This is a genomic window from Methanobacterium petrolearium, assembly GCF_017873625.1.
GTDB lineage: Archaea > Methanobacteriota > Methanobacteria > Methanobacteriales > Methanobacteriaceae > Methanobacterium > Methanobacterium petrolearium.
Genome location: NZ_JAGGKL010000001.1, coordinates 86,734 through 98,963 on the forward strand (window position 1 = coordinate 86,734; position 12,230 = coordinate 98,963).

The following is a 12,230-nucleotide window of genomic DNA, read 5'->3' on the forward strand; positions in this document are numbered from 1 at the left end:
TATTTTAATTCTTCAATTCTAATTTTAATTTAACTTAACTTAACTTCATTTTTTTTGAACCTATTTATCATCAATATTATATTGAAAAAATTTGAAAAATAAATTAGGAACAAAGAACATAACAATATAATTAGTTTTTGTGTGTTATTTTAAAAACAGGTTAGTGGGGTTAAAAAATGGCCGAAAACCATAAAAGAATAGATTTTCTGTTGGAAGAACTGAATAGTGATGATTGGAAGGTTCGTGAGGATGCTGCTGAACTTTTAGCTGAGGTTGGGGATCCCGATGCAGTTGAACCTTTAATCGAAATCTTAAATGATGAGGATTGGCATGTTAGAGAGGCTGCTGCGCTTTCTTTGGGACTTTTTGAAGATGAAAGAACTGTGGAACCTTTGATCAAACTTATGGATGATGAAAAACCCAATGTGAGGTACGGTGCTGCTTTAAGTCTTTCCATTGTAGGTGACCAGCGGGCAGTTGGTGTGCTGAAGAAGGCTACTGAAGATGACAACTCAGTGGTGCGCAAGGTTGCAGAAGTAGCACTTAAAGAAATTGAAACCCGTAACTGAATAAGATTTATACTAGAGGGGGATTAGTATGGAAGCTGAAGATAAAGTAAAAAATGATGTAATGGAAGTTTTAGATAACTACGCCCAGGCATACAGAGACAAAAATCTTCAAGGAATTTTAAAACTTTTCATAGATGATGATGACCTGGTAATTATTGGAACTGGTTATGATGAATGGATTACTGGCAAAACTGAGCTTAAATCTGGATTCAGTAGAGACATGGAGCAAGCCGACAGTATTAACGTGAAATTCAGAGATATGACCATTTCTGCTGCCGGGAATGTATCATGGCTTTCCGGCCACATGAATATGGATGCCATGGTGAATGGCCAGGAAATCTTCTTACCTGGTCGTTTAAGTGCTGTCCTTGAGAAAAGAAATGATAAATGGCTTTTTGCACATCTACATTATTCTTTACCTGCTGCTGAGCAAGAAAAGGGCGAAGCCTGGCCCGAAGTATGAAAAAATTGGAGAATTAGATTTTAAACCGGACTTTAATAAATTAGCCCTGAAAAGTTTTAATGGTTAAATTTTCCGATTTAATCATTTTCCAGTAAGTCAAGGAGGTATGCAGTCATTTCTATCTCTTCTCTGGCTTGATAATCTCCCAACCGGTTTTTGGAATCATCAGCCCCAAAGGGATAGTACTCCTCTTCAAAATAAACATTCAAATAAATTTCATTCCCCCGAACCATAATTGGGTCCTCTAAAACATGAGTGAGTTTAGCAAAATCTTCATCTGTAAGGCCAGTTACGTGGTAAGTCACATAATAACGTTTTAAACTATCTGAAAATCCATAATCAGTTATTTTAACCTGCAATCGCAAATTTTATTCCCCCTGCCTATTCAATGACCATGTCAAACCATCCAATTATTCTACATCCTTACTATTTTTCTATGCAGTTTCACAGGTAAAATCCAGTTCATCCCCAATATCCGTCTGGGATTCTGCTAATTTGCCTTTTTCCAGTTCAATTACGTATCTGGCTGGTGCCACTGGTGTGTAAATAGTCCAAGGGTCCAGAGTGACCGTGTCCACTATTTTTTTGTCTGAATCAGCAAAAATAACATCTAAGGGTATGCGCATGAAGAACATGTGTATTCCTGAAGCTCTTTGGCTTCTATCAGAAGGTAATTTTAAAATAAGTCCCCTTTCAAGGTTTTTTACCAGCATCAATCCCTTGAAACGGGAGAAAAAACTATCGGCCACATCGGCATTTCCCAGGTTGCTTCCCTTAGTTTTATTTACTATAAACACATAACTCATACAGATAGTTTTAACCTACTCATTATAATAGGTTTTTTATAACTTTGAGGGATTTTATATGAGAAATATAATTGTGAAAAAGCTTATCCAGAAGCCCATTGAGGAGCAAGAGATAGAAATTGTGGAAAGGAAAGGTATAGGGCACCCTGACAGTATCAGTGATGGAATAGCAGAATCAGTCAGTCGTGGGCTATGCAATGCTTACCTTGATAATTTTGGAGGAGTACTTCACCATAACACTGATGAAGTACAGATAACAGCTGGAGAATCTAACCCTGTATTCGGAGGAGGAGAAATCATCAAACCAATGGATATCCTCCTAACCGGAAGAGGAGTCCCAGAATATGAAGGCAAAAAGATCGGTATTGATAGAATAGCCATTAGTGCAGCCAAAGAATACCTTAAAGAAGCTCTTATCAATCTGGACATAGAGACTTGCACCGTGGTGGAGTGCAAAATCGGGCATGGTTCCGGAGACCTGGTGGATGTTTTCGGAAGAGAAGGAATGCCAAAATCCAATGATACATCCTTCGGAGTTGGTTTCGCACCATTTTCTGAAACTGAAAGGACAGTAATGGCCATTGAAGAACTTTTAAACTCCAAATCATTTAAAAAGAAATATCCACAAGTGGGTGAAGACATAAAGGTCATGGGACTCAGAGACCATGATAAAATCACCTTGACTGTGGCTGTGGCCATGATATCCAAATATGTGGATGGTTGCGAAATTTACATGGAAACAAAAGAAGCATTAAAAGAAATCGTTACCAAATTAGCCCTGGAACACACTTCCCGAGATGTTGAAGCTTTCATCAACACTGCTGATGATCCCACCTGCAATACCGAAGAAGGTTACTACCTCACAGTAACGGGTACTTCGGCAGAAATGGGAGATGACGGGTCTGTTGGACGTGGAAACCGAGCAAACGGGCTTATAACCCCTAACCGACCCATGTCCATGGAAGCAACCTCAGGTAAAAATCCCATCAACCATGTGGGCAAAATTTACAACCTCCTATCAACCCAAATTGCTAACGATATTGTAAAAGAAGTTGAAGGAGTTAACCAGGCACATCTAATGATTTTAAGTCAGATTGGAGCACCAATTGATCAGCCAAAAGCTGCAAGTGCCCAGCTCATTTTGGATAAAGGTTACGAGATGGAAAAAGTAAGAAGCGAAGTTCAGGGAGTTATGGACACCTGGTTGGCTGACATCAACAAAATAACTGAAATGTTAATACAGGGTAAGCTTAGAACCTTCTAAACCCCCTTATTTTCGTTTTGTTTTTCTTAAATATTTTTTAATTGTTATTTTGTTATTCTATTGGCCTTTTCTAATCTTTTTTTATGAGTTTTATCACCAAGAGTTATCCTTCCCTGGGTTATACCAATGATATAAAAGGATATAAAAGGCTGCAAACAAAGTTTGTTATGAGTAGATCATCAAGTTAATAATCAGATTACCAGAGGAGAATGGAGATGGCAATAAAGGAAGCCCCACGATCATACCAGTCACGGGTTATGGAAGAAAAAATACAGAAATTCTGGGATGAAAACCAGATATACCAGCACACCAAAGATTTGAGGAAGGACCAGCCTAAATTCTCATTTCTTGACGGACCACCATACTGCAGTGGCCGCATACACCTGGGAACAGCCTGGAACAAAACTATAAAAGACTCATTTCTGCGATTCAAGTCAATGTCAGGATTCAACGTCCGCAGACAGGCAGGATGGGATACCCATGGATTACCCATTGAACATAAGGTGGAAGGAATCCTGGGTTTAAAGAGTAAGAAGGAAATTGAAACCAGAATTGGTATCGAAAATTTTGTGAACAAGTGTAAAGAGTTCGCTGTGGAAAACCAGGCCATTATGACCAAACAATTTGAAATGTTAGGAGTGTGGATGGACTGGGATAACCCCTACGTAACCTTTGATACCAAGTACATGGAAAGTTGCTGGTGGACTCTGAAAAAAGCACATCAAAAGAAACTCCTGGTAAACGACCAGCGAGTCATCAGCTGGTGCCCTCGTTGTGAAACAGCCCTGGCCCTGGCTGAAATCGATTATGAGAACAAGGAAGATCCATCCATCTACGTTAAGTTTCCCCTGAAAGGAAAGGAAAATGAATTCGTTCTGGTGTGGACCACCACCCCCTGGACTCTGCCTGCCAACATGGCAGTATGTGTACATCCTGATTATGATTACGCTTACGTGAAGGTTGAAAATGATGAAACTGGCATGCCGGAGGTTTACCTCATGGCAGAAGCTTTGGTGGAGGCAACATTCCCCGAAACAAATTATGAAATCATTAAAGTGGTTAAGGGAAGTGATCTGGAAGGAACTGAATATAAACACCCCCTACCTGAAGAAGTACCATTCCATAAGGATTTCCAACACTGCATATTCACTGGCGACCATGTCACCCTCACTGAAGGAACTGGTTGTGTGCACACTGCACCAGGACATGGTCCAGATGACTTTGAAATAGGCAAAGAACATGGTTTACCCATATTCTGCCCGGTGGATGAAGCAGGACTATTCACAGATGAAGCTGGTAAATATGAGGGCCAATTCGTTAAAGATGCTGATCCATTTATAATTGCTGATCTGGACACCCATCATCTTTTATTCAAGGAAGGGATCATTGCCCACCGTTACGGGTTCTGCTGGAGATGTAAAACTCCCATCATATACCTGGCCACCAAACAATGGTTTTTGAAAATTACTGAAGTTAAGGATAAGATGCTCAGTGAACTGGATAAGGTGGAATGGGTACCATCCTGGGCTGGTGAAAGCAGATTCAGGAACTGGATCGAGAATGCCCGGGATTGGACCATTTCCAGGCAACGTTACTGGGGCATACCCATACCAATCTGGCTCTGTGAAGACTGTGGAAAAATGGAAGTTGTGGGATCCATCAGTGAACTAAAGGAAAAAATCGTGGAAGGAGAATTAGAAGGTGATTTCATCCACCGACCACACGTGGATGAGATCAAACTGGGCTGCTCCTGTGGTGGGAAAATGCAACGAACACCCGATGTACTGGATGTGTGGATCGACTCCGGAGTAGCAGGATGGGCAGCCCTACATTATCCACAGGAAAAAGAGATGTTCAAGGAATGGTATCCCTACCAATTCATCACCGAAGGACACGACCAGACCCGAGGATGGTTTTACTCCCAGATGGGCTGCGGAGTCATAGCACTGGACAGCGTCCCCTACCAAAAAGTTTTAATGCATGGTTTCACCCTAGATGAAGAGGGTAAGAAGATGAGCAAATCCCTGGGTAATGTGGTGGAACCTGATGAGGTCATAGAAAAGTACGGTGCAGATGTTCTACGTTTCTACCTCCTATGGGGTAACAAACCATGGGATGATCTGAAATTCAACTGGGAAGAAGTAGGAACTGTTAACAAAATGTTCAACATCCTCTGGAACGTTTATGTATTCAGCACCACTTACATGGCCCTGGATGACTTCAACCCTACCATGTATTCTCCAGATGATCTCAAATTCAGGGATGAAGATAGCTGGATCACCTCCCGTGTGCAATCTGTGGCTTTAGAGGTTACAGATGCTCTGGATTCCCTGCACCTGCATAAGGCCACCCGCAGTTTAAACCATTTCATACTGGAAGATTTGAGTCGCTGGTACGTGCGCCTCATCAGAGGACGGACCTGGGTGGAAAAAGACGACCCTGACAAACTGGGAGCCTACTACACACTATACCATGTGTTGAAGAATATGATAACCATCCTGGCACCTATCTCTCCCCATATCACTGAGGAAATATACCAAAACCTGGTTCGTGGTGTGGAAGATGATGCACCTGAAAGTGTGCACATGCTGGACTGGCCTCTGGACACAGAACCCATTGATGGAGACCTGGAGAAGAACATGGACATTGTACGGGAGATAATAGACGCATGCGCCCATGCCCGGGATGTTGCCCGTTACAAACTCCGCTGGCCAGTCAGGGAGATAGTTATTGTTACTGAGGATAAAGAAGTGGTGGATGCCACCCAGGCCCTATCCAAGGTCCTCACTGAACAGGCCAACACCAAAACTGTACGCACATCAGAAGAATTTCAGGATCTTAAAGTCCTGGCCCAGCCCAACATGAAGACCCTGGGCCCTAAACTACGGGGAGATGTTCCACTGGTGGCTAACCAATTGAAAAAAGCTGATGGTGCCGAGATAGTTGCTGCCCTTGAATCAGATGGTGAGTACCTGGTGGAACTGGAGGATAAGACCATTACCCTGGAAGATGGTGATGTGGTGTTTGAAACCGAACTTCCGGATAACGTGGTTAGTGCAGAATTCTCCAAGGGAAGTGTTTTTGTGGACACCCAACTCACCCCTGAGATACTATCTGAGGCAATGTCCCGTGAACTTATAAGGAGGATACAGGACATGCGAAAAGACCTGGATCTGGATGTAGAGGCCAATATTAAGGTTTATGTGGACTGCAGTTTGGAGTTCAGAGAACTGGTGGAACCCCACCTTGACTTAATCTCCCACGAAGTTAGGGCCTCCACCCTTGAATTCGGAGCTGATGAGGGAGATTACAATAAAAAATGGAATATTGAAGAGTTTGAATTATCCATATCTTTAAACAAGTAACTCCAATTATAGGAGGGCAAATAAGATGACTTTAACCAATGATGAAACAGAATACATCAAACAAGAATTGGGACGGGATCCTAACCCCCTGGAAGAAGGTATGCTGGACATAATGTTCTCTGAACACTGTTCTTATAAGAGCAGCCGCCCTATTCTTAAATTATTCCCCACCGAGGGAGAAAAAGTTATAATGGGACCCGGAGATGATGCTGGTATTGTGGAACTCACTGATGATCTGGCCCTGGTTATGGGTATGGAAAGCCACAATCACCCCTCTGCTGTGGAACCCTATGGAGGGGCAGGTACCGGTATTGGTGGAATAATCAGAGACATCATATCCATGGGGGCTTTTCCAGTAGCTCTTCTTGATTCGCTGCGTTTTGGACCCATGGAGGATCAGCGTTCACGTTACATATTTGAATACGTGGTTAAAGGAATCTCAGATTATGGTAACCGGGTGGGAATACCTACTGTGGGTGGTGAAGTGGAATTTGAGGATAACTTCAAATTCAACCCCCTGGTAAATGTGGTGTGTGCTGGTATTGTGCGTAAAGATGAGATTGTGCGTGGTATCGCCCCCAATGTGGGAGATGTCTTTGTTTTGATGGGTGGTCGTACTGGAAGGGATGGTATACACGGAGTTACCTTCGCCTCAGAAGAATTAACCTCTGCCTCGGAACTGGAAAGTCGACCTGCAGTTCAAGTGGGTGATCCCTTCACGAAAAAACAGGTTATGGAAGCCACCATGGAGGCCCTGGAGAAGGTTAACGTACAGGGATTGAAGGATCTGGGTGGTGGAGGCCTCACCTGCTGTATTTCAGAAATGGCTGATAAAAGTGGTAACGGTGCCCTGATGGAGTTGACCAAAGTACCCTTAAGGGAGGAAGGAATGACTCCCTACGAAATTATGTTATCTGAGTCACAGGAAAGAATGGTGTTTGTGGTTCACCGTCAAGATGTGGATGGCTTACTTGAAATATTTGATAAGTATGAGTTGCCCTATGCAGTGATTGGTCAGGTCACCAACAACCAGAATATGGTGGTCACCCAAGAAGGAGAAGTAATAGCCAATATACCCACCGAATTACTGGCCGATCCACCTATTGTGAAACGTGAAGCAAAAAAACCGGAGAAAAATGAGAAATACCTTGAAATAGAGGATGGACCAGTCCCTGAAGCCCTTTTGGAATTACTTTCCAGCCAGAATATCGCCAGTAAAAAATGGGTTTACCGGCAGTACGATCATGAAGTCCAGATCCGTACCGTGGTTAAACCTGGAGATGATGCTGCTGTGTTGCGAGTGGATGATAAGAAAGCCTTCACCCTCACCAGTGACTGTAACAGCATACACTGCTACCTGGATCCATATCAAGGAGGTGCTGGTGCAGTGGCGGAGGCCATACGTAACGTGGTGGCCATGGGATCAGAGCCATTATGTATGGTGGATTGTCTTAACTTCGGAAACCCAGAAAAACCAGAGGTATTCTGGCAGTTTAAAGAGTGCGTGCAGGGAATGTCAGATCTGGCCAACAGGTTCCAGTTACCAGTTACCAGTGGAAATGTGAGTTTCTACAATGAAACCGAGGGAGTGACTGTAAATCCGTCACCAGTGGTGAGTGTGGCTGGAATCATGGGACTGGAGGATATACGTACCATGGACTTCAAAAACAACGGTGATAAAATCATCCTCATTGGAACCACCCTGCCAGAAATGGATGGATCCGAATATTATAAAACCATCCACGGAGTGGTGCAGGGAGAACCACCCCATGTTGACGTAGAAAAGGAATTCGCTTCTGCCCAGGCAGTTCTGGAACTGGTTCAAAATGATGATGAGGGACAGGTTACGGCAGTTCATGATCTATCCGCAGGAGGACTGGGTGTTGCCCTGGCAGAGATGGCCATTAAAGGAGATCTTGGTGCCGGTGTGGATCTTTCCCTTGTTCCTGGAGTTGAAGGCCTTTCTACTCCTGAAATATTGTTTTCTGAATCACACGCCCGCTACCTAGTCACTGTTACCAAAGAAGCCTCGGATGACATTTTAAATACTTTGAAAGAGATGAACGTTCCCTGCGCAGTTATAGGTATAGTTGGTGGGGATTCTGTTAAAATAACAGGCCCTGAAGATGAGATCGAAGTTAATGTGTCAGAGCTTGACCAGGCTTATCATGGGGTTATAGAAAAATTCATGGCCTGATTATATGGAAAAAGAACTTTGGAGACAACTGATACACGCATCAGGTGTCTTCATCGTTATTTTAAGCTACTTCCTAACCCCACAAATTCTGATACTGCTGTGCGTAGCCATCCTGGTCTTTGTGGAGGTAGTGTTCCGCCTGGATCACCACTACCATGTGCCCCTTTTTTCTGCTATTTTTAGGGTTACCAAACGCCAAAATGATGAAAAAGGATTTATCTACTTTTTTATTGGTATTATTCTCACTCTTTATTTTTTCCAGTTCAATATAGCAATTGCCAATGCTGCCATCCTTATCCTGCTCTTTGGAGACTCAGCATCCACCATAATCGGTAAAAGGTTCGGTAAAACTAAATTACCTTTCCAGCCCCATAAAACCCTGGAGGGAAGTCTGGCCTTCTTGATAGTTGGATTCCTGGTTTCCCTCACCCAAATACATATTATTCCTGCCTTTGTAGGTGCGTTGGCTGGAATGGTGACTGAGGCTTATAGTCCTGTTGATGATAACGTGCCTATACCTCTGGTGTCTGCTCTGCTGATTAGTCTAGTAGTTTATAGCATTATATGAATCTTTTTCGTGAAAAAAAATATACCGTTTTTATAATCTGATGGCTCTTTCATGTTTGAAGGATCTGACTGTTCCTATGAATATTAAAAAAGAGACTACCAGGGTAGGTAGTAAATAAAGCATGATTTCTGGTTTAATTGTGGGTGATGATGCTAGTTTTACCATTAAAACTGTGGGTATGAAGTTGAAAACTCCCTGAAAGATGTCTGATTTGATGAATAGTGGTATGAAGAGAATGAAAGTGGCAAATACCAGTACCAGGGTTATGGCAGAGTTGGCTTCTTTGGTGCTGTCCACCAGCATGGATATGAATATGCCCACCCCTATGAATCCCAATCCAATGAAGAATAACACTAAAAACAGAAGGACCGGGTTGTATATGGGCACCCGTAAAATATCTAAAAATCCCATCCACAGCAGGCTTTGTATGAGGGAAAACAATAATATGGGTAATGTTTTGCCAATTATAATCATGTAACTGGACATGGGAGTCATTAATAAGACTTCAAAGGTTTTCCTCTCTTTTTCACCCACCACACTGTCGGTTACAATGTTACTGGCCAGGAAGAATGGTAGAAGGAGGATGAATGGGATTATGAAACCGTAAATTAATTCCACGAAGTATGAACTGTCTAATAATATCTTGGCTTCGTTGTCCTGGTTAATTTTGATTATTTGGAGGTTCACGGGGTTTTGAATGATATTTACCTGGCTTTGGTTTAAACCTGCGTTTTTCAGTCTTTTTTCTATGTTGAACTTTTCAACGGCATTGTTGATCTTGGTAGATGCCACTGGATAGAAAGCGTTGGAATAGTCCATTTGGGCCACAACTTCTCCTGATGGAGAAACATCAACAACTGCCACCAATTTATTCCCTAATAACTTTTGTGCTTCTTCTGTAGTTTTGTAATAGTTCAGGGTCAGTTTTTCATCCTCGAAGTACTGTGCCAGTGTGGATCCTTTCAGATCCTCTGGTAAACCTACATTCAGGGCGGATGTTATCCCAACCTGGTCCATGAGGGCCGGGTCACTGGCCACTGCAGCCACTGCTACCAATCCCACGGCACCCATTATTATGAAGATCTGGACAAATACAACCAATATGTAAATCTTGTTTTGTAGGATGTCCCTGGCCTCTTTCATGGATAATGCCATTATTTTCAATATTGTGGTGGAGATCTTCATGGTATTAATTTTTTTGCGAGTTTTCAAAACCCCATTTTTTTTTATTTGGTCATTTCTATTTTTTTATTCGTATATCTTCCCATCTCTCATTTGGACGGTTTTTTGGGCGTATTCTGCTGCCATAGGGTCGTGGGTGACGATGATGATGGTCATGCCCTCCTGGTTAAGGTCGCCCAACAGTTCCATGATCATCTTACTGTTGGTGGTGTCCAGTTCACCAGTGGGTTCATCTGCCAGTATTAACAGGGGATCATTGGCCAAGGAACGGGCTATAGCCACTCTCTGTTCTTCTCCACCAGATAACTGGGTGGGTAACCGGTTGTATTTCCCTTTCAGTCCAACACGATCCAGTATTTCCCGGGCTTTTTCCTTATCCGGTTTCATCATAGGTAACATCACATTTTCCAATGCAGTTAACTGGCTTAAAAGGTTAAAACGCTGGAAAACAAATCCGATCTGGGTTCTTCTCAGATGAGCCTGTTTCTTCCCGGATAGGTTACTTACATTTTCACCCCCAATGAATACATCTCCTTCGGTTGGTAAATCCAGTATACCTGCCAGATGAAGTAGAGTAGACTTGCCTGAACCTGATGGTCCCATGACTGCTAGAAAACCACCTTTTTCTACCTTGAAATTGACTCCCTGCAGAGCGTTGATCTTCTCAGCACCCATTTTGTAAGTTTTCCATACTTCTTTAATGTTAAGTATATCAGTCATAGCGCAACGCCTCCACTACATTGAGCCTGGATGCCCTCCAGGCAGGGTATAAACCAGCTAAAACACTTAAAACTGTGGCACCACCCACTACAGCCAATATTAACCAGGCCGGAAGCATGTAGGTTAGGGACATGTCTTCCATTCCCAGTTGTGGGCCGAATAGAATTATTCCTAGTTGTAGTAGTATGGCTGCCAGTATTAATCCAATAAGTGCACCAATAAAACCTAACAGTCCGGCTTCCATGAGTATGCTGCCCAGTACTTCCCGGTTGGTGAATCCTATGGCCTTTAAAACACCTATTTCCCGGGTTCTCTCGGTTACATTCACCAGCATTATGTTCACAATACTTATGACTCCCACGATGAGGCCTATGCTGGCAATGGCTCCGATGAATAGCATTATACCATTCATCAGGTCATCGATCTGTTGGGTGAAGTCAGATTGAGTCATGGCCATGGTATCTGGAATCTGGTTTTCCACGTCATTTTTCGCGGTTTCAGGGTCTCCCCTGGCACTGGCTGTGATGCTGGACACTTTGTTATCGTTTAATGGTAGAGCTTTGTCTATGTCCAGATATACTATGCCCATACCCATACCAGTGCTCTGTTGGGTTATACCAGTTACTGTGAAGTCCTGGTCTTTAATGGTGATGTTGCTGCCAATTTTGTAACCAAAGGTGTCAACTAAGAATTGGTTAATAACTACACCATGGGTACCGTTTATTTTCACCTGGTCCCAGTCAGACATCCCCACCACATATATGGGTGTTTTATCCATATCAGTGGTGAACTGAACTTCTTCTTTAAAATCGTAAAGTTGGGACATGTTTTTAATTTTAGAGACAGTTTCCTGATCCAGATAAGAATCTCCACTACCCATGTATCCTCCTCCGGAACTGTTGTATATTGAAACATCTCCCATCATGGTTTCGGTTTGTTCCTTAATGTAGGATTGCATTCCAGTACCGGCACCTATGAGTAGTACCAGGGTGCCCACTCCAATTATTATGCCCAGCATGGTCAGGGCACTTCTGAGCTTTCTCCGCTTAAGATTTTTAAATGAAAGTCTGTAAATACTCATTTTATCTCCTGCGTT

The 12,230-nt window shown here is 42.8% G+C and carries 10 protein-coding genes and 1 pseudogene; 6 read left to right on the forward strand and 5 right to left on the reverse strand.

Annotated elements, in window-relative coordinates; genetic code table 11:
* The first annotated feature begins 176 nt into the window (after window positions 1-176).
* Both J2743_RS00410 and J2743_RS00415 read left to right on the forward strand, forming a co-directional pair.
* Window positions 177-569, forward strand: a complete 393-nt coding sequence (locus J2743_RS00410; RefSeq protein WP_209624282.1) for a HEAT repeat domain-containing protein — start codon at window positions 177-179, stop codon at window positions 567-569.
* A gap of 28 nt (window positions 570-597) precedes the next feature.
* The gene (locus tag J2743_RS00415; RefSeq protein ID WP_209624284.1) at window positions 598-1,032 is read left to right on the forward strand and encodes a nuclear transport factor 2 family protein; all 435 of its coding nucleotides are present in this window, start codon (window positions 598-600) and stop codon (window positions 1,030-1,032) included.
* 77 nt (window positions 1,033-1,109) lie between these two features.
* Here J2743_RS00415 and J2743_RS00420 read toward each other — a convergent pair whose 3' ends face one another.
* The gene (locus J2743_RS00420; RefSeq protein ID WP_209624286.1) at window positions 1,110-1,397 is read right to left on the reverse strand and encodes a DUF5750 family protein; all 288 of its coding nucleotides are present in this window, start codon (window positions 1,395-1,397) and stop codon (window positions 1,110-1,112) included.
* Between the two features lie 69 nt (window positions 1,398-1,466).
* Complete coding sequence (locus tag J2743_RS00425) at window positions 1,467-1,838, reverse strand: DUF192 domain-containing protein (RefSeq protein ID WP_209624288.1); 372 nt, start codon at window positions 1,836-1,838, stop codon at window positions 1,467-1,469.
* 58 nt (window positions 1,839-1,896) lie between these two features.
* On the opposite strand from J2743_RS00425, the gene J2743_RS00430 reads away from it, so the two are divergent.
* The 4 genes and pseudogenes from J2743_RS00430 to J2743_RS00445 all read left to right on the forward strand — a co-directional run bounded on the left by J2743_RS00430 (window position 1,897) and on the right by J2743_RS00445 (window position 9,232).
* Window positions 1,897-3,102, forward strand: coding sequence for a methionine adenosyltransferase (locus J2743_RS00430; RefSeq protein WP_209624290.1), 1,206 nt, complete (start codon window positions 1,897-1,899; stop codon window positions 3,100-3,102).
* Between the two features lie 215 nt (window positions 3,103-3,317).
* Entirely contained in the window at window positions 3,318-6,467 is a 3,150-nt protein-coding gene (gene ileS / locus J2743_RS00435) for an isoleucine--tRNA ligase (RefSeq protein WP_209624292.1), read from the forward strand.
* A gap of 19 nt (window positions 6,468-6,486) precedes the next feature.
* A pseudogene (purL, locus tag J2743_RS00440) lies at window positions 6,487-8,664 on the forward strand (phosphoribosylformylglycinamidine synthase subunit PurL); the annotation flags it as partial.
* 4 nt (window positions 8,665-8,668) lie between these two features.
* Window positions 8,669-9,232, forward strand: a complete 564-nt coding sequence (locus tag J2743_RS00445) for a diacylglycerol/polyprenol kinase family protein (RefSeq protein WP_209624297.1) — start codon at window positions 8,669-8,671, stop codon at window positions 9,230-9,232.
* A 30-nt stretch (window positions 9,233-9,262) separates the two neighbouring features.
* Here the strand turns inward: J2743_RS00445 and J2743_RS00450 are convergent, their stop codons facing one another.
* The 3 genes from J2743_RS00450 to J2743_RS00460 are packed head-to-tail and all read right to left on the reverse strand — an operon-like array spanning window position 9,263 to window position 12,215.
* Window positions 9,263-10,444 carry an ABC transporter permease gene (locus J2743_RS00450; RefSeq protein WP_245247882.1) on the reverse strand — a complete coding sequence of 394 codons (1,182 nt, stop codon included), beginning with the start codon at window positions 10,442-10,444 and terminating at the stop codon, window positions 9,263-9,265.
* A gap of 36 nt (window positions 10,445-10,480) precedes the next feature.
* On the reverse strand, window positions 10,481-11,134 hold the full coding sequence (locus J2743_RS00455; protein WP_209624299.1) for an ABC transporter ATP-binding protein: 654 nt from the start codon (window positions 11,132-11,134) through the stop codon (window positions 10,481-10,483).
* On the reverse strand, window positions 11,127-12,215 hold the full coding sequence (locus tag J2743_RS00460; RefSeq protein ID WP_245247884.1) for an ABC transporter permease: 1,089 nt from the start codon (window positions 12,213-12,215) through the stop codon (window positions 11,127-11,129). The genes J2743_RS00455 and J2743_RS00460 overlap by 8 nt, the downstream gene beginning before the upstream one ends.
* Between the last annotated feature and the right edge of the window lie 15 nt (window positions 12,216-12,230).

Coding starts and splice junctions, on each gene's coding strand:
- J2743_RS00410 (WP_209624282.1), top strand. CDS start 177: ATGGCCGAAAACCATAAAAGAATAGATTTTCTGTTGGAAGAACTGAAT.
- J2743_RS00415 (WP_209624284.1), top strand. CDS start 598: ATGGAAGCTGAAGATAAAGTAAAAAATGATGTAATGGAAGTTTTAGAT.
- J2743_RS00425 (WP_209624288.1), bottom strand. CDS start 1,838: ATGAGTTATGTGTTTATAGTAAATAAAACTAAGGGAAGCAACCTGGGA.
- J2743_RS00430 (WP_209624290.1), top strand. CDS start 1,897: ATGAGAAATATAATTGTGAAAAAGCTTATCCAGAAGCCCATTGAGGAG.
- ileS (WP_209624292.1), top strand. CDS start 3,318: ATGGCAATAAAGGAAGCCCCACGATCATACCAGTCACGGGTTATGGAA.
- J2743_RS00445 (WP_209624297.1), top strand. CDS start 8,669: ATGGAAAAAGAACTTTGGAGACAACTGATACACGCATCAGGTGTCTTC.
- J2743_RS00455 (WP_209624299.1), bottom strand. CDS start 11,134: ATGACTGATATACTTAACATTAAAGAAGTATGGAAAACTTACAAAATG.
- J2743_RS00460 (WP_245247884.1), bottom strand. CDS start 12,215: ATGAGTATTTACAGACTTTCATTTAAAAATCTTAAGCGGAGAAAGCTC.